Origin of the sequence: Klebsiella sp. 141240 (genome assembly GCF_050600805.1) — a bacterium.
In the GTDB taxonomy this organism is placed as follows: Bacteria; Pseudomonadota; Gammaproteobacteria; order Enterobacterales; family Enterobacteriaceae; genus Klebsiella; species Klebsiella aerogenes.
In genome coordinates, this window is record NZ_JAQIRK010000008.1 from 1 (window position 1) to 19,483 (window position 19,483).

At 55.1% G+C, this 19,483-nt stretch carries 22 protein-coding genes; 7 read left to right on the forward strand and 15 right to left on the reverse strand.

Going from position 1 to position 19,483, the window contains the following annotated elements:
* From PGQ95_RS15295 to fkpA, 9 genes are all read right to left on the reverse strand, one after another.
* Window positions 1-329 (reverse strand): GTP-binding protein (locus PGQ95_RS15295; RefSeq protein ID WP_000031695.1); only part of this gene is annotated, 329 nt, incomplete at its 3' end.
* A gap of 69 nt (window positions 330-398) precedes the next feature.
* Window positions 399-2,513, reverse strand: coding sequence for an elongation factor G (gene fusA, locus PGQ95_RS15300; RefSeq protein WP_015369417.1), 2,115 nt, complete (start codon window positions 2,511-2,513; stop codon window positions 399-401).
* A 96-nt stretch (window positions 2,514-2,609) separates the two neighbouring features.
* Window positions 2,610-3,080, reverse strand: a complete 471-nt coding sequence (gene rpsG / locus PGQ95_RS15305; RefSeq protein ID WP_015369416.1) for a 30S ribosomal protein S7 — start codon at window positions 3,078-3,080, stop codon at window positions 2,610-2,612.
* 95 nt (window positions 3,081-3,175) lie between these two features.
* Entirely contained in the window at window positions 3,176-3,550 is a 375-nt protein-coding gene (gene rpsL, locus PGQ95_RS15310) for a 30S ribosomal protein S12 (RefSeq protein WP_000246815.1), read from the reverse strand.
* Window positions 3,551-3,674: 124 nt separating this feature from the next.
* Window positions 3,675-3,962, reverse strand: a complete 288-nt coding sequence (gene tusB / locus PGQ95_RS15315; RefSeq protein ID WP_087859087.1) for a sulfurtransferase complex subunit TusB — start codon at window positions 3,960-3,962, stop codon at window positions 3,675-3,677.
* Window positions 3,963-3,969: 7 nt separating this feature from the next.
* Entirely contained in the window at window positions 3,970-4,329 is a 360-nt protein-coding gene (gene tusC / locus PGQ95_RS15320) for a sulfurtransferase complex subunit TusC (protein ID WP_015369414.1), read from the reverse strand.
* A complete protein-coding gene (gene tusD, locus PGQ95_RS15325; protein ID WP_430918608.1) occupies window positions 4,329-4,715 on the reverse strand; it encodes a sulfurtransferase complex subunit TusD in 387 nt (128 codons plus the stop codon). The genes tusC and tusD overlap by 1 nt, the downstream gene beginning before the upstream one ends.
* Window positions 4,715-5,437 carry a helix-turn-helix transcriptional regulator gene (locus PGQ95_RS15330; RefSeq protein WP_004868391.1) on the reverse strand — a complete coding sequence of 241 codons (723 nt, stop codon included), beginning with the start codon at window positions 5,435-5,437 and terminating at the stop codon, window positions 4,715-4,717. Before PGQ95_RS15330 ends, tusD begins: the two co-directional genes overlap by 1 nt.
* Window positions 5,438-5,603: 166 nt before the next feature.
* Entirely contained in the window at window positions 5,604-6,422 is an 819-nt protein-coding gene (gene fkpA / locus PGQ95_RS15335; RefSeq protein ID WP_015369412.1) for an FKBP-type peptidyl-prolyl cis-trans isomerase, read from the reverse strand.
* A 221-nt stretch (window positions 6,423-6,643) separates the two neighbouring features.
* Between fkpA and PGQ95_RS15340 the strand changes: the two genes are divergently transcribed.
* Window positions 6,644-6,862: a protein SlyX gene (locus tag PGQ95_RS15340; RefSeq protein WP_015369411.1), complete on the forward strand. Its 219-nt coding sequence runs from the start codon at window positions 6,644-6,646 to the stop codon at window positions 6,860-6,862.
* A gap of 57 nt (window positions 6,863-6,919) precedes the next feature.
* Here the strand turns inward: PGQ95_RS15340 and slyD are convergent, their stop codons facing one another.
* From slyD to kefG, 4 genes are all read right to left on the reverse strand, one after another.
* Window positions 6,920-7,510: a peptidylprolyl isomerase gene (gene slyD, locus PGQ95_RS15345; RefSeq protein WP_015369410.1), complete on the reverse strand. Its 591-nt coding sequence runs from the start codon at window positions 7,508-7,510 to the stop codon at window positions 6,920-6,922.
* A gap of 94 nt (window positions 7,511-7,604) precedes the next feature.
* Window positions 7,605-7,805 (reverse strand): YheV family putative zinc ribbon protein, encoded by a 201-nt coding sequence (locus PGQ95_RS15350; RefSeq protein ID WP_004106389.1) that lies wholly within the window; start codon window positions 7,803-7,805, stop codon window positions 7,605-7,607.
* 13 nt (window positions 7,806-7,818) lie between these two features.
* Window positions 7,819-9,624, reverse strand: a complete 1,806-nt coding sequence (gene kefB, locus PGQ95_RS15355) for a glutathione-regulated potassium-efflux system protein KefB (protein WP_430918610.1) — start codon at window positions 9,622-9,624, stop codon at window positions 7,819-7,821.
* Entirely contained in the window at window positions 9,611-10,174 is a 564-nt protein-coding gene (gene kefG, locus PGQ95_RS15360) for a glutathione-regulated potassium-efflux system ancillary protein KefG (RefSeq protein WP_015369408.1), read from the reverse strand. Before kefG ends, kefB begins: the two co-directional genes overlap by 14 nt.
* A 173-nt stretch (window positions 10,175-10,347) precedes the next feature.
* Here kefG and PGQ95_RS15365 point away from each other — a divergent pair, with 173 nt between their 5' ends.
* The 4 genes from PGQ95_RS15365 (at window position 10,348) to PGQ95_RS15380 (ending at window position 14,657) form a co-directional block, all read left to right on the forward strand.
* A complete protein-coding gene (locus PGQ95_RS15365) occupies window positions 10,348-12,252 on the forward strand; it encodes an ABC transporter ATP-binding protein (RefSeq protein ID WP_430918612.1) in 1,905 nt (634 codons plus the stop codon).
* A 225-nt stretch (window positions 12,253-12,477) separates the two neighbouring features.
* Window positions 12,478-13,500 carry a hydrolase gene (locus tag PGQ95_RS15370; protein ID WP_045375901.1) on the forward strand — a complete coding sequence of 341 codons (1,023 nt, stop codon included), beginning with the start codon at window positions 12,478-12,480 and terminating at the stop codon, window positions 13,498-13,500.
* Window positions 13,497-13,715, forward strand: a complete 219-nt coding sequence (locus PGQ95_RS15375; protein WP_015369405.1) for a YheU family protein — start codon at window positions 13,497-13,499, stop codon at window positions 13,713-13,715. Before PGQ95_RS15370 ends, PGQ95_RS15375 begins: the two co-directional genes overlap by 4 nt.
* 72 nt (window positions 13,716-13,787) lie before the next feature.
* Window positions 13,788-14,657 carry a phosphoribulokinase gene (locus tag PGQ95_RS15380; RefSeq protein ID WP_015369404.1) on the forward strand — a complete coding sequence of 290 codons (870 nt, stop codon included), beginning with the start codon at window positions 13,788-13,790 and terminating at the stop codon, window positions 14,655-14,657.
* 62 nt (window positions 14,658-14,719) lie between these two features.
* On the opposite strand, the gene PGQ95_RS15385 is transcribed toward PGQ95_RS15380, so the two are convergent.
* A complete protein-coding gene (locus PGQ95_RS15385) occupies window positions 14,720-15,124 on the reverse strand; it encodes an OsmC family protein (RefSeq protein WP_015703648.1) in 405 nt (134 codons plus the stop codon).
* 304 nt (window positions 15,125-15,428) lie between these two features.
* Between PGQ95_RS15385 and crp the strand changes: the two genes are divergently transcribed.
* Entirely contained in the window at window positions 15,429-16,061 is a 633-nt protein-coding gene (gene crp, locus PGQ95_RS15390) for a cAMP-activated global transcriptional regulator CRP (protein ID WP_000242758.1), read from the forward strand.
* 50 nt (window positions 16,062-16,111) lie between these two features.
* Complete coding sequence (locus PGQ95_RS15395; RefSeq protein ID WP_430918614.1) at window positions 16,112-18,190, forward strand: YccS/YhfK family putative transporter; 2,079 nt, start codon at window positions 16,112-16,114, stop codon at window positions 18,188-18,190.
* Here the strand turns inward: PGQ95_RS15395 and argD are convergent.
* Complete coding sequence (gene argD, locus PGQ95_RS15400; RefSeq protein WP_430918616.1) at window positions 18,180-19,400, reverse strand: bifunctional acetylornithine/succinyldiaminopimelate transaminase; 1,221 nt, start codon at window positions 19,398-19,400, stop codon at window positions 18,180-18,182. The two genes, PGQ95_RS15395 and argD, sit on opposite strands and share 11 nt — an antisense overlap.
* Between the last annotated feature and the right edge of the window lie 83 nt (window positions 19,401-19,483).

Sequence of the window (19,483 nt, forward strand, 5' to 3'; positions counted from 1 at the left end):
TCAGTCGCAGCAACAACCAGGATCGCGCCATCCATCTGAGCAGCACCGGTGATCATGTTTTTAACATAGTCGGCGTGGCCCGGGCAGTCTACGTGTGCGTAGTGGCGAGTCGGGGTGTCATATTCAACGTGGGAAGTGTTGATGGTGATACCACGAGCTTTTTCTTCCGGCGCGTTATCGATCTGGTCGAATGCGCGAGCAGCACCGCCGTAGGTTTTAGCCAGTACGGTGGTGATTGCAGCGGTCAGAGTAGTTTTACCATGGTCGACGTGGCCGATAGTACCAACGTTGACGTGCGGTTTTGTACGTTCAAATTTTTCTTTAGACACGGCTATATTCCTTACTATAGTGCTCTCCCCTGAGGAGAGAGCACGGGACTTAGGTTTTAATCCTGTGGATTATTTACCACGGGCTTCAATAACGGCCTGAGCAACGTTGTTCGGCGCATCATCATACTTCAGGAATTCCATGGTGTATGATGCACGACCTTTGGTCAGAGAACGCAGCTGAGTTGCATATCCGAACATTTCAGACAGCGGAACTTCAGCGTGGATCTTAACGCCAGTTACTTCAGATTCTTGACCGCGCAGCATGCCGCGACGACGGCTCAAGTCACCGATTACGTCACCGGTGTTCTCTTCCGGAGTTTCTACTTCAACCTTCATGATCGGCTCAAGCAGAACTGGTTTCGCTTTCTTAAAGCCTTCTTTAAAGGCGATAGAAGCGGCCAGTTTAAACGCCAGCTCAGAGGAGTCAACGTCGTGGTAAGAACCGAAGTGCAGACGGATACCCATATCAACTACCGGGTAGCCAGCCAGCGGACCAGCTTTCAGCTGTTCCTGGATGCCTTTATCAACGGCCGGGATGTATTCGCCAGGGATTACACCACCTTTAATGTCGTTGATGAACTCGTAACCTTTCGGGTTAGAGCCCGGCTCCAGCGGGTACATGTCGATCACAACGTGACCGTACTGACCACGACCACCAGACTGCTTGGCGTGTTTACCTTCAACATCGGTAACTTTCTGGCGAATCGCTTCGCGGTAAGCAACCTGAGGTTTACCGACGTTCGCTTCAACGTTGAATTCACGCTTCATACGGTCAACGATGATGTCGAGGTGCAGTTCACCCATACCGGCGATGATGGTCTGGTTAGACTCTTCGTCAGTCCATACGCGGAATGACGGGTCTTCTTTAGCCAGACGACCCAGAGCCAGACCCATTTTTTCCTGGTCAGCTTTGGTTTTCGGCTCAACGGCGATGGAGATTACCGGCTCAGGGAATTCCATACGCTCCAGAATGATCGGCGCATCCGGGTCACACAGGGTGTCACCAGTGGTTACGTCTTTCAGACCGATAGCGGCAGCGATATCGCCCGCGCGAACTTCTTTGATCTCTTCACGTTTGTTAGCGTGCATCTGAACGATACGACCGAAACGCTCACGTGCAGCTTTCACGGAGTTCAGTACGGTATCACCAGAGTTAACCACACCGGAGTACACACGGAAGAAGGTCAGGTTACCAACGAACGGGTCGGTAGCGATTTTGAACGCCAGTGCAGAGAACGGCTCTTCGTCGCTTGCGTGACGCTCAGCCGGGGTATCTTTACCGTCGTCCAGGATGCCGTTGATTGCCGGAACATCGATCGGGGATGGCAGGTAATCAATTACCGCATCCAGCATCGCCTGAACACCTTTGTTCTTGAACGCAGAACCACAGGTTACCAGGATGATTTCGTTGTTCAGAACGCGCTGACGCAGAGCTTTTTTGATCTCTTCTTCAGTCAGTTCTTCGCCACCCAGGTATTTTTCCATCAGCTCTTCGGAAGCTTCCGCAGCGGACTCGATCAGGTTCTGGTGCCATTCGTCAGCCAGTTCCTGCATGTCAGCCGGGATATCTTCGTATTCGAAGGTAACGCCTGCATCAGCTTCGTTCCAGTTGATGGCTTTCATTTTCACCAGGTCAACAACACCGGTGAAACCTTCTTCAGCACCAATTGCCAGCTGCAGCGGAACCGGGTTCGCGCCCAGACGGGTTTTGATCTGACCAACAACTTTCAGGAAGTTCGCACCCATGCGGTCCATTTTGTTAACGAACGCAATGCGTGGAACTTTATATTTGTTTGCCTGACGCCATACGGTTTCAGACTGCGGCTGAACACCACCAACTGCGCAGTAAACCATTACCGCACCATCAAGAACACGCATGGAACGTTCTACTTCGATAGTGAAGTCAACGTGCCCCGGGGTGTCGATGATGTTTACACGGTGCGGTTCATACTGTTTAGCCATACCAGACCAGAATGCAGTAGTCGCAGCGGAAGTGATGGTGATACCACGTTCCTGCTCCTGCTCCATCCAGTCCATGGTAGCGGCGCCGTCATGAACTTCACCGATTTTATGGTTTACACCGGTGTAGAACAGAATACGTTCGGTAGTAGTGGTTTTACCGGCGTCGATGTGCGCACTGATACCGATGTTACGGTAGCGTGCGATGGGTGTTGTACGAGCCATTTGATTCCTCGTTTATTTCTTTAGGCGTTCAGTTAAGTTATCCAGAGCGGGCGACTCATCTGAAACGCCCGCCTGGTGACTATGACTCCGAAGGGATTACCAACGGTAGTGTGCGAACGCCTTGTTGGCTTCGGCCATACGGTGAACGTCTTCACGTTTCTTAACTGCAGTACCTTTGTTGTCTGCAGCGTCAGTGAGTTCGTTCGCCAGGCGCAGAGCCATGGATTTATCACCGCGTTTACGAGCAGCTTCAACGATCCAACGCATTGCCAGAGCATTACGACGAACCGGACGTACTTCAACTGGAACCTGATAAGTAGAACCACCTACGCGGCGGGACTTAACTTCGACAGTCGGGCGCACGTTTTCGAGCGCAACTTCGAAGGCTTCCAGTTCAGTTTTACCAGAGCGCTGAGCCAGGGTCTCCAGCGCGCTGTATACGATAGTTTCTGCAGTAGATTTTTTACCATCTACCATCAGGATATTTACAAATTTAGCCAGCAGTTCTGATCCGAACTTCGGATCCGGCAGAATTTTACGCTGACCAATGACGCGACGACGTGGCATGGAAATACTCCGTTGTTAATTCAGGATTGTCCAAAACTCAAAGAGTTTAGTTTGACATTAATATAAAACGTTTGGCCTTACTTAACGGAGAACCATTAAGCCTTAGGACGCTTCACGCCGTACTTGGAGCGAGCCTGCTTACGGTCTTTAACGCCGGAGCAGTCAAGCGCACCACGAACGGTGTGGTAACGAACACCCGGAAGGTCTTTAACACGACCGCCACGGATCAGGATCACGGAGTGCTCCTGCAGGTTGTGACCTTCACCACCGATGTAGGAGGTGACTTCGAAACCGTTAGTCAGACGCACACGGCAAACTTTACGCAGTGCGGAGTTCGGTTTCTTAGGAGTGGTGGTATATACGCGAGTACATACGCCACGTTTCTGCGGGCAGGCTTCCAGCGCCGGCACGTTGCTCTTTGCAACTTTGCGCGCGCGTGGTTTGCGTACCAGCTGGTTAACTGTTGCCATTAAATAGCTCCTGGTTTTAGCTTTTGCTTCGTAAACACGTAATAAATCGCCTCATATAATATGAGGACGCAGAATTTTAGGGCGGTGCCGAAAAGGTGTCAAGAAATATACAACGATCCCGCCATTACCAGGCCAACTGACCTTCATGTTTGACCGTAAGACTGACGAAATCAGTATAGTCAACCCTGACGACACTGTCCGCAATTTGACCAGCCAGCCCGCGGGCTTCGATATCGTCTTGCAGAGCATGTAGGGTTATGGGGGCGGATTGCAGGATTTCAAGGAAACGGCCGCCGTCAATCGCCGCGACCACGCCATCGGAGAGCAGGAGCAGATCGTCGCCTGCCTTCACCAGACGCAGCATCGCGTCGATATCGACATGCCATGGAGAGACGCTTAGAGTGTGGAGCATCTGGGCCTCAGAATCGTAGAATCACGTTGAACTCATCAAGCCGGGCGCGCAGCGCCTCTGGCTCGAGGCTTTCTACATCCACCACCCACGGCGTATCGGCGGCCAGGCCGCGTTCGCGGGCAGACGCCGCGCATAACCAGCACTGTTCGATGTCATACAGCGATAACAGCTTGAAGGTGGCGATATAATCACGGGCGAGGATTTTTCCCGGCTGCTGGCCAGGGATAATCTGAAACACGCCGTCGCCGACAAAGAAGACGCCGAGGTCGTCGGTGAGGGCCGAGGTCGCCAGTAAGGCGTCCAGCCCTTCCCTACCGGCTGCGCTGCCGTGCGGCGCGGAAGAAAATACGAAAGCCACGCGTTTCATCAGAACTGCACCATTCTATCGCAGGTTAACAACGCTTCAGCCAGTGCGCCTAGCCCGCTTAAGGTGAATCCCGGCTGCAGATTATGCGCCGGCAAGCCAAGCTGCTGCGCTTCGCGTTCATCGGTCACGCCGCGACGCAGCGCGGCTGCCACGCAAATGTGCAGCGCAACGGCATGTTCATCATGCAGGCGCTGCCAGTGACGCACCAGGTCTACCTCATCGCTGGCGGGGGCCGTCAGCTGATTAGCGTTGTAGACCCCTTCACGATAGAAAAATACGCAGGCCAGTTCATGCCCTGCGTTAATAACCGCCTGCGCAAACTGCCACGCGCTACTGGCCTGCTGAGTACCGTAGGCAGGCCCGGTTACCGTGATGGCAAAACGCATTACTTATCGAGCCCCTGGAAATCACCGCTTTTAAACTGGCGGATGTAGAGGTACACCGTGTGTTTAGAGATATTCAGGCGATCGGCTACCTGGTTAATCGCATCTTTGATATCGAAGATGCCTTTCTCGTATAGATTCAGCACGATTTGGCGGTTTTTCGCGTTATTCGATACGTTGCGATCGGCATTCACCTCTTCAATGGTGAACTCCAGCGTTTGCGCCACCAGATCATCCACCGACGAGGCAAAGTTAACCTGAGAGTTCACTTCCGGCGTTTCCGGTGGAATAAAGGTGCTCATAATCTGCGAGAACGGGACATCAAGGTTCATGTTGATACACAGCAGACCAATCACCCGATGTTCCCGGTTGCGAATAGCGATAGTCACCGATTTCATCAGCACGCCGCTTTTCGCGCGGGTAAAATAGCACTTCGATACGCTGCTATCTGCTCCCGTCATATCGTGCAGCATACGTAACGCCAGATCGGTAATCGGCGAGCCAATTTGGCGGCCGGTGTGTTCACCGTTAGCAATACGAATAGCGGAGCATTTTAAATCCTGCAGTGAGTGCAGCACGATTTCACAATGGGAACCAATGAGCATCGCTAACCCGTCCACCACCGCTTCATAGGATTTTAGGATATCGAAGTCGGTCTGGTCGAAAGGACGTTGATCCAGCAGGTCAAGCTCGCTGGTTTCGTTGGTTAAAAGCGACCTGGACATGTAAAAAAGCACTCCTTTTCAGGAGCCTGTCGTTATCGTCAGGGCAGGCTCATCATCATTATTAAGCTATCTAAAGTAATACAGCGCCTGAGGAATTTTCCAGTTTTAATTATATCTGCTGCCAATAAAAAAGCCGCCGCCCCTGAAGGCGGCGGCTTATGGCAGATTACTTCTTAGCGTCTGCAGCCGGTGCTTCGGCAGCGGCTTCTGGCTTAGCATCAGCCTTCGGAGCCGGTTTGATGTCCAGCAGTTCTACATCGAATACCAGCGTAGAGTTAGCCGGGATACCCGGAACGCCAGTTTTGCCGTAAGCCAGATCCGGTGGGATGACCAGCTTGATTTTGCCGCCTTTTTTGATGTTTTTCAGGCCTTCGGTCCAACCCGGGATAACGCCATCAAGACGGAAAGAGAGCGGCTCGCCGCGGGTGTAAGAGTTATCGAACTCTTTACCGTCGATCAGCGTACCTTTGTAGTTCACCACGACGGTATCGCTGTCTTTCGGCGCATCGCCGGTACCGGCTTTCTCGACTTTATACATCAGGCCGGATTTAGAGGTTTTCACGCCCTTCTCTTTAGCGAAGGCGTCACGGAACGCTTTGCCTTTAGCATCGTTCTCGGTCGCATCTTTTTCCATCTTCTGCTGAGCGGCGGTTTTCACGCGGGTCTCAAAGGACTGCAGAGTGGTTTCAATTTCTTTGTCGGACAGTTTGCTCTTATCGGCAAACGCATCCTGCACGCCGGCGATCAGCTGGTCTTTATCCAGTTTGATACCCAGCTTCTCTTGTTCTTTCAGGGAGTTTTCCATGTAACGGCCGAGGGATGCACCCAGCGCATAAGCGGATTTTTGGTCGTCATTTTTAAATGCCGATTTGCTGTCCGCCGCCGGTGCAGCTTTCGCTGCGGTATCGGCAGCAAAGGTCAGCGGTGCATTCAGGGCAACGGCCATCGTGGTCGCCAGCAGCGTTACTTTAAACAGTGATTTCATCCATTTCTCCAGGGCCGGGGCATCTCACCCCAGGGTTATCATAAAAAGCAAAAAACGTACTATAGAACGTTGCAGAACAAATCTACATACGGACCTACCTGAATATCGCCTCATTTCAGACTATTTTTGTATGAATTAGTTTCCTCTCTGACGTTACGATGCTGCGTTAACGCGGAAACTTGAGTAGAATCCGCCCGCAAACAAGACAGAAGAGGCGACCTATGAACGATAGCACAATGGAGACGCGTCTGGCGGAACTGGAAAGCCGACTGGCGTTTCAGGAGATCACCATCGAGGACCTCAACAAAACCGTCACGGCGCATGAAATAGAAATGGCCAAAATGCGCGAACATATGCGCTTGATGATCGAAAAACTGAAAGCGACACAGCCGTCGCACATCGCGTCACAGTCTGAAGAGACGCCGCCTCCGCATTATTGAGACGTAAAAAAAGCGGGTTTCCCCGCTTTTTTGGCTATTCGCGCGAACGCGACGCCATTAGTGGCAACCGCAACCGCCGTTACCGCAACCACCTTTGCCATGTTCATGGTCGTGACCATGATCGTGGCCGTGGCCGCCGCAGCAGCCGTCATGACCGTGGTCATGATCGTGATCGTGACCATGAGCGCCGTGTACGTGACCGTGTTCCAGCTCTTCTGCAGTGGCTTCGCGCAGGGCGACAACTTCTACGTTGAACTTCAGATTCTGGCCAGCCAGCATGTGGTTGCCGTCAACCACCACGAAATCGTCGCCGACTTCAGTGATTTCTACCGGTACCGGACCCTGGTCGGTTTCAGCCAGGAAGCGCATGCCAACCTGCAGTTCGTCAACGCCCATGAAGACGTCTTTAGGAACGCGCTGAACCAGGTTTTCGTCATACTGGCCGTACGCGTCATTCGCGCCGACTTCGACATCAAATTTATCGCCCACTTCGTGGCCGTTTAATGCGTTTTCCAGGCCGGAAATCAGGGAACCGTGACCATGCAGGTAGTCCAGCGGCGCACTCACCGGAGACTCATCAACCAACACACCGTCTTCTGTACGTACCTGATAGGCCAGGCTGACCACCAGGTCTTTTGCTACTTTCATGATATCTCCTGAGCATGGGAAGAATAGTGGCGCAGATTGTAGCGGAATTCTGCAGCCGTGTACCCTCTAGCTTAAAAAAAGGCGACAGATAACGCTAGTCCGGATGAAAAATGCCGATCACTTGCTCTTCTTTGCGAACGTGTTCGCGGACCTCTTTATCGGCCTCGCGCATCTGATGTCCGCACTTAACGCACTCAACAATATCGACATTATTCTCGCGCCACATCGCCAGTGAATCCTGCGCCTGGCACGCCGGACATTTTGCGCCGGCAATAAAACGTTTACGTACCGCCATTTTGCTCTACCTTCTATTCAAACTCGTCCCAGCCGTCCAACTGCCGGCTTTCTTTCTGCATTTCACGCTCAAAAATCTCTTCCAGCTCGCGCCGGGCTTCCCGCACGCGAGATATCTGTACAGTATCAGTATGCACTGGCATTAACTCGCGCAGCATTCGCATATCGAGGCGTCGAAAGTGCAACTGCGCGCGCTGCGCCTGATGCGGATGCATTCCCAGGGTCACCAGCGCCTTGCGTCCCAATTCCAGGGCGCTGGAGAAGGTTTCTCGCGAGAATTGCGTCACGCCCGCCTGTAATAGCTCATGCGCCTCTACGCGCCCCCGCGCACGCGCCAGAATATGGAGGTGGGGAAAATGCTGTTGGCACATCTCCACCAGCTTCATGGTATCTTCCGGCTCGTTGCAGGTAATCACAATAGACTGCGCCTCTTCCGCCCCCGCCGAACGCAGCAGCTCAAGCTGCGTCGCATCGCCGAAATAGACTTTGTAGCCATATTTGCGCATCAGGTTGACCGCGCTGATATCGCGTTCAAGCACGGTAATACGCATTTTATTGGCCATCAGCAGGCGCCCAATCACCTGACCAAAACGCCCGAAGCCAACGATAATCACCTGTGGCTTATCATCCTCGACCCATGGCGCCTCATCGGTATCCTCCGCCGGGTTAAGCCGTCGCGACAGCACTTTATCAATGACCTTCATCAGGAGCGGCGTGGTCATCATCGATAAGGTTACGGTAACCAGCAGCAGCGCCATTTGATCGTTATGGAACAGCTTCTGCGAAGCCGGCATGGAAAAGAGAACAAAGGCGAACTCGCCGCCCTGGCTCAATACTCCGGCGAACTGCGTGCGCTCGGCGCTGCGCAAACCGTATACCCGGGCCAATACATAAAGCACCAACGCTTTAACCGCCACCAGCGCGGCAACGCTTAGCACGACCCACAGCAAATGGGTGTACAGCACACCAAGATTCAGCGCCATGCCGACGGAGATAAAAAATAGCCCCAGCAGCAAGCCTTTAAACGGCTCAATAGCAATTTCCAGCTCGTGGCGATATTCGCTTTCCGCCAGCAGCACGCCCGCGATAAACGTCCCCAGCGCCATTGACAGCCCCAGGGCATCCATAAACAACGCTGAGCCCAGCACCAGCAGCAGCGTGGCGGCGGTGAAGACCTCGCGCACGCCGGAACCGGCGATAAAACGGAATACCGGGCGCAGCAGAAAACGACCGCCAATCAGCATGCCGGCGAATGCCAGCACCTTCATCCCTACCGACATCCAGTTAAAGTTATCGTCGCCGTGTCCGGCGAGCAGCGGGACCAGCGCCAGCGCCGGGATCACCGCTAGATCCTGAAATAACAGTACTGAAAATCCAAGCTGGCCTGATTCGTTACGGCTCATTCCCTTCTCGCGCATCAGCTGCAGTGCCATCGCGGTAGAGGACATTGCTAACCCAATACCGCCCACCACGGCCGCCTGCCACGAAAACCCGGTGACCACCAGCAATCCGCCGAGGATCGCCGCGCTAAACAGCACCTGCGCCGCGCCGACGCCGAATATCGAGTTGCGCAGTTGCCACAGTTTGGCCGGATTGAGCTCAAGGCCGATGATGAACATCAGGAATACAACGCCCAGCTCGGAAAAATGGAGAATTTCATCCACATCGCTAATAAAGCCAAGCCCCCACGGGCCAATCGCAATCCCGGCCAGCAGGTAACCGAGTACGGCGCCAATGCCCAGCCGGGCCGCCAGCGGTACCGCCACCACGGCGGCAAACAAAAACAGTACCCCTGCTAATAGCAAATCAGCTCCCGCCATTGACGCCTCCTGTTGCAACAGGATTCGCGAGCCAGTCGCGATACGCGCGGGCGTGGCTTTGCAAATCTTCCGGCCGCTGTCGGCGCGCCCAGTAGACAATAATCGGACTCAGCCAGTGCATGCGGCACATGCCGGCCGTTAACTCAAAAGGGCGCAGAATATCGTTCATCGGATAGCGGTTAGCATCGCGGCGGTAAGCGCTCTCCGGCTCGCCGGTGGTGATCACGCTGCGCCAGTACTTTCCCGCCAGTTGATTCCCTCCCGCGCCGCTGGCGAAGCCGCGGCTCAGCACCCGGTCCAGCCACTCTTTCAACAATGCCGGGCAGCTCCACGTATACAGCGGATGCTGGAAAACAATCACCTGATGCTGACGCAGGAGATCCTGCTCATGGGCGATATCAATAAAAAAATCTGGATAGTGCGCATAAAGATCGTGCACGGTGACATTCGGCAACTGTAAGGCCGGTTCAAGCAAAACCCGGTTGGCCACGGAATCCTGAGATTCTGGGTGGGCATACAGCAGCAACACTTTCGCTGTCTGAGACATCATTCCCCTCCCGAACGTCATCTGGCGGCTTGCGAAGCGGCTGCGTCTCGACGCAACCAGAATGACTTTGTCTATCGTCTTCATTTTGGGCTACCATTGCGGCCCTATGGAGCGTTTCGCTTCCACACTACATTATCATAAAGACAAATTAACATAGTCTGAACATACGGCGCCTTATGATTGTTTTCTCCTCGTTACAAATTCGTCGCGGCGTACGCGTCCTGCTGGACAACGCCACCGCCACCATCAATCCTGGCCAGAAGGTCGGTCTGGTGGGTAAAAACGGCTGCGGTAAATCTACGTTGCTTTCGCTTTTGAAAAACGAGATAAGCGCCGACGGCGGCTCCATGACCTTCCCGAGCAACTGGCAGCTGGCGTGGGTTAATCAGGAAACGCCGGCCCTGCCGCAACCGGCTATTGATTATGTTATTGATGGCGATCGCGAGTTCCGCAAGCTGGAAGCCGATTTACAGCAGGCCAATGAGCGCGACGACGGCCACGCCATCGCTACCGTTCACGGTAAGCTGGATGCCATTGACGCCTGGACGATTCGTTCCCGCGCCGCCAGCCTGCTACACGGCCTTGGTTTCAGTAACGAGCAGCTTGAGCGGCCGGTCAGTGATTTCTCCGGCGGCTGGCGTATGCGCTTAAACCTCGCGCAGGCGCTGGTCTGCCGTTCCGACCTGCTGCTGCTCGACGAACCGACCAACCACCTCGATCTTGATGCGGTGATCTGGCTGGAAAAGTGGCTGAAAGGCTATACCGGTACGCTGATCCTGATTTCCCACGATCGTGATTTCCTCGATCCGATCGTCGATAAAATTATTCATATCGAACAGCAAACGATGTTCGAATACACCGGTAACTACAGCTCGTTTGAAATCCAGCGCGCGACCCGTCTGTCGCAGCAGCAGGCCATGTATGAAAGCCAGCAGCAGCGCGTTGCCCACTTGCAGAGCTATATCGACCGCTTCCGCGCCAAGGCCACCAAAGCGAAGCAGGCGCAGAGCCGTATCAAAATGCTTGAGCGCATGGAGCTTATCGCCCCAGCGCACGTCGATAACCCGTTCCATTTCAGCTTCCGCGCGCCGGAAAGCCTGCCGAACCCGTTACTCAAGATGGAAAAAGTCAGCGCCGGTTACGGCGAACGGATTATTCTCGACTCCATCAAGCTGAACCTGGTGCCCGGTTCGCGTATCGGTCTGCTGGGGCGCAACGGCGCCGGTAAATCAACGCTGATTAAGCTGCTGGCCGGTGAACTACAACCGTTGTCCGGTGAAATTGGCCTGGCTAAGGGCATTAAGCTCGGTTACTTCGCCCAGCATCAGCTCGAATTCCTGCGCGCCGATGAGTCGCCGATACAGCATCTGGCCCGCCTGGCGCCGCAGGAGCTGGAACAAAAACTGCGCGACTACCTCGGCGGCTTTGGATTCCAGGGGGATAAAGTCAGCGAAGAGACCCGCCGTTTCTCCGGCGGCGAAAAAGCGCGCCTGGTGCTGGCGTTAATCGTCTGGCAGCGCCCTAACCTGCTGCTGCTCGATGAACCGACCAACCACCTTGATCTCGATATGCGTCAGGCCTTAACCGAAGCGCTGATCGACTTCGAAGGGGCGCTGGTCGTGGTCTCGCACGATCGCCACCTGATCCGTTCCACCACTGACGATCTGTACCTCGTACACGACGGCAAAGTCGAACCGTTTGATGGCGATCTGGAAGATTATCAGCAGTGGCTGAGTGACTCGCAGAAGCAGGAAAACCAGGCCTCTGAAGCGCCGAAGGATAACGGCAATAGCGCGCAGGCGCGTAAGGATCAAAAACGCCGCGAAGCCGAACTGCGCACGCAAACGCAACCGCTGCGTAAAGAGATCGCCCGTCTGGAAAAAGAGATGGATAAACTCAACGCGCAGCTGGCGCAGGCGGAAGAGAAGCTGGGCGACAGCGAGTTGTATGACGCCTCGCGCAAAGCGGAATTAACCGCCTGTCTGCAGCAGCAGGCGAGCGCCAAATCAGGTCTCGAAGAGTGCGAGATGGCGTGGCTGGACGCGCAGGAACAGCTGGAGCAAATGCTGCAGGAAGGCTAATGAGTAACCGTTCGGCGGTGAGAGAAAATTCACCGTCGGACTGCCTGCTTCAGATATACCGGCAGACTTTTATTCCGGGAGGCTTTCCGAAATTCATCGCTCAGCCATTCTCTTCAATCATTTTCATGTAATCTATACCGATTACCCGCAAGACCACATATTGGCTAACCGCCCACTTTTATGCGCGGTATAGTGTTCTAAAAGTTTCTTAATAATCCTGGTACTATGGTTGAAATAACCCCGACAGCAGTGACGCCCCCCGATAACGATTCGCGCGAATTCCATCCGATGCGCGGCGTGGGCAATCGTCATCTGCAAACCATGCTGCCGCGGATCATCCGCCGCAAGCTCCGATTTACGCCGCACTGGCAGCGCCTTGAGCTGCCGGATGGCGATTTCGTCGATCTGGCCTGGAGCGAAGACCCCGCCGGCGCGCGCCACAAACCGCGCCTGGTGGTTTTTCACGGTCTGGAAGGCAGCCTGCACAGCCCTTACGCCCACGGTTTGATTCACGCCGCTATGCAGCGCGGCTGGCTCGGGGTGGTGATGCATTTTCGCGGCTGCAGCGGCGAGCCGAATCGTAACAGTCGTATTTACCATTCTGGCGAAACGGAAGATGGCACCTGGTTCCTGCACTGGCTGCAGCGTGAGTTCGGCGCTGCGCCGACGGCAGCGGTAGGCTATTCGCTTGGCGGTAACATGCTGGGCTGTCTGCTGGCGAAAGAAGGCGACAATATTCCGCTCGATGCGGCCGTCATTGTTTCGGCGCCCTTTATGCTGGAAGCCTGCAGCTACCATATGGATAAAGGATTTTCGCGCGTCTATCAGCGTTACCTGCTCAACCTGCTGAAAGCTAACGCCGCGCGCAAGCTAAAAGCCTATCCGGGCTCGCTGCCGGTCGATCTTCGCCAGCTCAAAAGCATGCGCCGCATCCGCGAATTCGACGACATGATCACCGCCAAAATCCATGGTTTCGCCGATGCGCTAGACTATTACCGACAGTGCAGCGCGATGCCGCGCTTAAGCGATATCACCAAGCCGACGCTGATCATTCACGCAAAAGACGATCCGTTTATGGACCATCATTCAATACCGCCGCAGGAACAGCTGCCGGCTAACGTCGAATATCAGCTCACGGAACAAGGCGGCCACGTTGGCTTTGTCGGCGGTACGCTGCGAAAACCGCAGATGTGGCTGGAGCAACGTATTCCGGATTGGTTAACCCGCTGGCTGGGAGGACAAGCATGATTATTCCCTGGCAGGATCTCGATCCCGAAACGCTGGATAATCTGATTGAAAGCTTTGTGTTGCGCGAAGGCACCGATTATGGTGAACATGAACGTTCGCTTGCCGATAAAGTCGCCGATGTAAAACAGCAGCTTAAAACCGGGGAGGCCGTGCTGGTGTGGTCAGAACTGCACGAGACGGTCAACATCATGCCCCGCAAGATGTTTAACGGCTAAGCGCCATGCCCCTCTAACCGCGAGAGCCTGGCGCGATACGGCGACACACCATCACTTAATCAGGGAGTTGTTATGTCTGCCAAACATCCAGTGATCGCAGTCACGGGCTCCAGCGGCGCGGGCACCACCACCACCAGCCTCGCGTTTCGCAAAATTTTCTCGCAGCTGAACCTGCATGCCGCGGAGGTCGAAGGGGATAGCTTCCATCGCTACACTCGCCCGGAAATGGACATGGCGATCCGCAAGGCGCGCGATCAGGGCAAACACATCAGCTACTTTGGCCCGGAAGCCAACGACTTCAGCCTGCTTGAACGCACCTTTTTAGAATACGGCGAATTTGGCAAGGGCCAGTCGCGCAAATATCTCCATACCTACGATGAAGCGGTTCCCTGGAATCAGGTTCCCGGTACCTTTACCCCGTGGCAGCCGCTGCCTGAACCCACCGACGTGCTGTTTTATGAAGGGCTCCACGGCGGCGTGGTGACGCCGCAGCACGACGTGGCGAAACATGTCGACCTGCTGGTCGGCGTGGTGCCGATCGTCAACCTCGAATGGATCCAGAAGCTCATTCGCGATACCAGCGAACGAGGCCATTCGCGCGAAGCGGTGATGGACTCGGTGGTGCGTTCAATGGAGGACTACATCAATTTCATCACCCCCCAGTTCTCACGTACCCATATCAACTTCCAGCGCGTGCCGACAGTCGATACCTCGAATCCGTTTGCCGCCAAAGGTATTCCATCGCTCGACGAAAGCTTCGTGGTGATTCACTTCCGCAATTTACAGGGGATTGATTATCCCTGGCTGTTGGCGATGCTACAGGGGTCGTTTATCTCGCATATGAACACCCTGGTGGTACCGGGCGGTAAGATGGGACTGGCGATGGAGCTCATTATGGCGCCGCTGGTCGAGCGCTTGATGGAAGGCAAAACCATTAGTTAAGGGCAAAATAAAACCCCGGTCGCCGTGCTGCCGGGGTTAGTGTCCCGCTACGTCAATTCGCCTCAGGCTTCGATGACTTCGTAAGAGTGGGTGATGTTGACCGCCTTTTCCAGCATCAGCGCCACCGAGCAGTACTTCTCCGCGGATAAATCCACCGCACGGGACACCGCCGCATCCTTCAGCTCTTTACCGGTGACGATAAAGTGCAGATTGATATGGGTGAACAGGCGCGGCGCCTCTTCACGGCGTTCGGAGGTCAGCTTCACTTCGCAGTTAGTGACGTTTTGACGCCCTTTTTGCAGGATAGACACCACGTCAATTGCGCTACAGCCGCCCGCCGCCATTAACACCATCTCCATCGGGCTGGGCGCTTTGTCCCCGGAGTTGCCATCCATTAAAATCTGGTGGCCGGAGGCCGACTCACCGATGAAGGTTAGACCTTCCACCCATTTCACACGCGCTTGCATAAAATTTAACTCCGCTGTTGCAATTTTCCTGACAGATTACGCGCACATAACAAATCTCGCAACGGAAGGCGACCTGGGTCATGCTGAAGCGAGACACCAGGAGACATGCGGTGAAAGCTATGCTAAAACAGTCTGGATGCTACAGTAATACATTGATGTACCGCATGTATGCTGAGGAGTTCACATTACAGGCTGCATAAATTGAGCAGCCAGCTTCCCAGGCATAGGGAAAAATACGATTGCATGCCCGGATGCCGTGTAGTGTCGGCGTCCGGAGATAGCTTATAACAGAGGATAACCGCGCATGGTGCTTGGCAAACCGCAAACAGACCCTACCCTTGAATGGTTCTTGTCTCATTGCCACATTCATAAGTACCCATCAAAGAGCACGCTGATTCACCAGGGTGAGAAAGCGGAAACGCTTTACTACATCGTAAAAGGCTCCGTGGCTGTACTCATCAAGGATGAAGAAGGTAAAGAGATGATCCTCTCTTACCTCAACCAGGGCGATTTCATCGGTGAATTAGGCCTGTTTGAAGAAGGTCAGGAACGTAGTGCCTGGGTACGTGCGAAAACCGCATGTGAAGTGGCCGAGATCTCTTACAAAAAATTCCGTCAGTTAATCCAGGTGAACCCGGACATCCTGATGCGCCTTTCTTCGCAGATGGCGCGTCGTCTGCAGGTCACTTCCGAGAAAGTCGGTAACCTTGCTTTCCTCGACGTGACGGGCCGTATTGCTCAGACCTTACTGAATCTGGCGAAACAGCCTGATGCCATGACCCACCCGGACGGGATGCAGATCAAAATCACCCGCCAGGAAATTGGCCAGATCGTCGGTTGCTCTCGTGAAACCGTCGGCCGTATTCTGAAGATGCTGGAAGATCAAAACCTGATCTCCGCACACGGTAAAACTATCGTCGTCTACGGTACCCGTTAAGTCGCTAAACGGCGTATTGCTCCGCGCAGTACGCCGTTTTTGTTTCTCCCATGTGGCGCAGGCTGATTTACCACCCGGAAGTCAACTATGCACTGCGGCAAACGCTGGTGCTGTGTCTACCTGTGGCCATCGGGCTTCTGCTCGGCCATCTGCAGCAAGGGTTGCTGTTCTCTTTAGTTCCCGCCTGTTGCAATATCGCCGGTCTCGACACCCCGCATAAACGCTTTTTCAAACGCCTTATCGTTGGCGGCTGCCTATTTGCCGGCAGCAGCCTGATTGTGCAATTGCTTCTGGCGCGCGACATCCCTTTGCCGCTTATCCTCAGCGCGCTGGCGCTGATACTCGGCGTGACGGCGGAAATCAGTTCGCTACACGCTCGCCTGTTGCCGGCATCGCTAATCGCCGCCATTTTTACCTTAAGCCTGGCCGGCAATATGCCCATCTGGGAGCCGCTGCTTATCTATGCGCTGGGAACCTTGTGGTACGGACTCTTTAATTGGTTCTGGTTTTGGCTCTGGCGAGAGCAGCCGCTGCGCGAGTCGTTAAGCCTGCTTTACCGCGAACTGGCTAATTATTGCGAGGCCAAATATAGCCTCCTGACGCAGCACACTGACCCGACGACCTCCCTGCCGCCGCTGCTTACCCGCCAGCAGAAGGTGGTCGATTTAATTACCCAGTGCTATCAGCAGATGCATATGTTAGCCGCCAACCAGCGTAGCGATCATAAGCGACTACTGCGCGCGTTCCAGGTTGGGCTGGATCTGCAGGAACATATTTCAGTGAGCCTGCACCAGCCTGAAGAGGTGCAAAAACTGGTGGAGCGCAGCCATGCGGAAGCGGTCATCCGCTGGAACGCGCAGACCGTCGCCGCGCGTCTGCGCGTGCTGGCGGATGATATTCTCTACCACCGCTACCCGCGCCGCTTCCAGATGGATAAGCAAATCGGCGCGCTGGAAAAAATCGCTTATCAGCACCCCGATAATCCGGTTGGGCAGTTCTGCGCCTGGCACTTCAGTCGTATCGCCCGTGTGCTGCGTACCCAGCGCCCGCTGTACGCACGTAACCTGATGGCGGATAAAGAACGGCGCCTACCGCTACTACCGGCGCTGAAGAACTACCTGTCATTGAAATCCCCGGCGCTGCGCAACGCCGCGCGCATCAGCGTCATGTTGAGCATCGCCAGCCTGATGGGCAGCGCCCTACATCTGCCGAAGCCGTACTGGATCCTGATGACCGTGCTGTTCGTGACGCAAAACGGTTACGGCGCCACCCGCGTGCGAATTGTCCACCGGGCGGTAGGCACTCTGGCGGGCCTGGTGATCGCCTGGCTGACCCTACATTTCCACGTACCGGAGAGCTATACGTTAAGCGGTATGTTGTTCATCACGCTGCTGAGCTATCTCATCATCCGCAAACACTACGGCTGGGCGATGGTGGGCTTTACCGTCACCGCGGTATATACCCTGCAGTTGCTAACGCTTAACGGCGAGCAGTTCATCGTCGCCCGCTTTATCGATACCATCATTGGCTGTCTGATCGCCTTTGGCGGGATGGTCTGGCTATGGCCGCAATGGCAGAGCGGCCTGCTGCGTAAAAACGCCCACGATGCCCTGGAGGCCGATCAGGAGGCTATTCGGCTGATCCTTAGCGCCGATCCGCAGGCCCCGGCGTTGGCCTACCAGCGCATGCGCGTCAACCAGGCGCACAACGCCCTGTATAACTCGCTTAACCAGGCGATGCAGGAACCGGGTTTTAACTCGCACTATCTGGAAGATATGAAGCTGTGGGTAACCCATAGCCAGTTTATCGTTGAGCATATCAACGCCATGACCACGCTGGCGCGCGAGCATACGATGCTAACGCCGGACCTGGCGCAGCGGTATCTGGAATCTTGTGAAATTGCCCTGCAGCGCTGTCAGCAGCGTCTGGATTCAGACGGGCCGGGCAGCGCGGGCGATGTGAATATTATGGAATCCCAGGATGGGGAAGTGTTGCGTGGGCCGCTCAGCACCCTTGAGCAGCATCTGCAGCGGATCCTCGGCCATCTGAACACCATGCACACCATTTCGTCGGTGGCATGGCGTCAGCGTCCGCATCACGGCATCTGGCTACGCACGACTAGGCGCTAAGCACGTTTTTAACCGCCTGCGCAAAGCGCGCCATCCCTTCGGCGATATCGCTATCATCAATCACCAGCGACGGCACAAAGCGCATCACGTCCGGCCCGGCGTTTAACACCATCACCCCGGCCTGGGCCGCGGCATAGAGGAAATCGCGCGCGCGTCCATGATGCTGCGGCTTAAGCGCGGCGCCGATTAACAGCCCCATGCCGCGGATGTCGCTGAACAGATCGAACTGCGCATCGATCTGCTGCAGGTGTTCGACAAACAGCGCCCGTTTGGCATTCACGCCCTCCAGCACCTGCGGCGTGTTAATCAGGTTGAAAGCCGCGGTCGCCACCGCGCAGGCCAGCGGATTGCCGCCGTAGGTGGAGCCATGGGAACCGGCATGGAAGGCGCTGGCAATTTCATTGGTGGTCAACATCGCGCTAATCGGGAAACCGCCGCCGAGCGCTTTCGCGCTGGTCAGGATATCCGGGGTCACGCCGTAATGCATATAGGCGAACAGCGAACCGGTACGGCCCATACCGCACTGCACTTCATCAAATACCAGCAGCGCCTGATGCTGGTCGCACAGTTCGCGCAGCCCCTGCAGGAACGCCGGCGTCGCCGCCATCACTCCGCCCTCGCCCTGAATCGGCTCAACCACCACCGCGCAGGTATGGTCATCGATCACCGCTTTCACCGCCTCGAGATCGTTAAAGGGGACATGCACGATATCTGCCGGTTTCGGCCCGAAACCATCAGAGTATTTCGGCTGACCGCCAACCGAGACGGTGAACAGCGACCGTCCGTGGAAGGCATTATGGAAAGCGATGATTTTGGTTTTGTACGGGCTATGACGAGTAATTGCGTAATGACGCGCCAGCTTGAACGCCGTTTCGTTGGCTTCCGTTCCGGAGTTCATAAACACCACGCGTTCGGCAAAAGTGGCGTCCACCAGTTGGCGACCCAGGCGCAGCGCCGGCTCGTTGGTAAAAACGTTGCTGGTGTGCCACAGGGTTTCGCCCTGCTCGTGCAGCGCCGCCACCAGCGCCGGGTGGCAGTGGCCCAGCGCGGTCACCGCAATCCCGCCGGCAAAATCAATGTACTCTTTGCCCTGCTGATCCCAAACGCGGCTGCCTTTCCCCTTCACCGGAATAAACTCCGCCGGTGCATAAATCGGCAGAATGACTTCATCGAATGTGGCGCGGGTGATTGCCGGTTGCTCTGTTGCCATGTGATGCCCATCCTTCTGTGTAATGTGCAATGATTGCGATGTTTTAATCACAAAATATGCATAATAAATCACTTCATGGCAAC

Coding starts and splice junctions, on each gene's coding strand:
- fusA (WP_015369417.1), bottom strand. CDS start 2,513: ATGGCTCGTACAACACCCATCGCACGCTACCGTAACATCGGTATCAGT.
- rpsG (WP_015369416.1), bottom strand. CDS start 3,080: ATGCCACGTCGTCGCGTCATTGGTCAGCGTAAAATTCTGCCGGATCCG.
- rpsL (WP_000246815.1), bottom strand. CDS start 3,550: ATGGCAACAGTTAACCAGCTGGTACGCAAACCACGCGCGCGCAAAGTT.
- tusB (WP_087859087.1), bottom strand. CDS start 3,962: ATGCTCCACACTCTAAGCGTCTCTCCATGGCATGTCGATATCGACGCG.
- tusC (WP_015369414.1), bottom strand. CDS start 4,329: ATGAAACGCGTGGCTTTCGTATTTTCTTCCGCGCCGCACGGCAGCGCA.
- tusD (WP_430918608.1), bottom strand. CDS start 4,715: ATGCGTTTTGCCATCACGGTAACCGGGCCTGCCTACGGTACTCAGCAG.
- PGQ95_RS15330 (WP_004868391.1), bottom strand. CDS start 5,437: ATGTCCAGGTCGCTTTTAACCAACGAAACCAGCGAGCTTGACCTGCTG.
- fkpA (WP_015369412.1), bottom strand. CDS start 6,422: ATGAAATCACTGTTTAAAGTAACGCTGCTGGCGACCACGATGGCCGTT.
- PGQ95_RS15340 (WP_015369411.1), top strand. CDS start 6,644: ATGAACGATAGCACAATGGAGACGCGTCTGGCGGAACTGGAAAGCCGA.
- slyD (WP_015369410.1), bottom strand. CDS start 7,510: ATGAAAGTAGCAAAAGACCTGGTGGTCAGCCTGGCCTATCAGGTACGT.
- PGQ95_RS15350 (WP_004106389.1), bottom strand. CDS start 7,805: ATGGCGGTACGTAAACGTTTTATTGCCGGCGCAAAATGTCCGGCGTGC.
- kefB (WP_430918610.1), bottom strand. CDS start 9,624: ATGGCGGGAGCTGATTTGCTATTAGCAGGGGTACTGTTTTTGTTTGCC.
- kefG (WP_015369408.1), bottom strand. CDS start 10,174: ATGATGTCTCAGACAGCGAAAGTGTTGCTGCTGTATGCCCACCCAGAA.
- PGQ95_RS15365 (WP_430918612.1), top strand. CDS start 10,348: ATGATTGTTTTCTCCTCGTTACAAATTCGTCGCGGCGTACGCGTCCTG.
- PGQ95_RS15370 (WP_045375901.1), top strand. CDS start 12,478: ATGGTTGAAATAACCCCGACAGCAGTGACGCCCCCCGATAACGATTCG.
- PGQ95_RS15375 (WP_015369405.1), top strand. CDS start 13,497: ATGATTATTCCCTGGCAGGATCTCGATCCCGAAACGCTGGATAATCTG.
- PGQ95_RS15380 (WP_015369404.1), top strand. CDS start 13,788: ATGTCTGCCAAACATCCAGTGATCGCAGTCACGGGCTCCAGCGGCGCG.
- PGQ95_RS15385 (WP_015703648.1), bottom strand. CDS start 15,124: ATGCAAGCGCGTGTGAAATGGGTGGAAGGTCTAACCTTCATCGGTGAG.
- crp (WP_000242758.1), top strand. CDS start 15,429: ATGGTGCTTGGCAAACCGCAAACAGACCCTACCCTTGAATGGTTCTTG.
- PGQ95_RS15395 (WP_430918614.1), top strand. CDS start 16,112: ATGTGGCGCAGGCTGATTTACCACCCGGAAGTCAACTATGCACTGCGG.
- argD (WP_430918616.1), bottom strand. CDS start 19,400: ATGGCAACAGAGCAACCGGCAATCACCCGCGCCACATTCGATGAAGTC.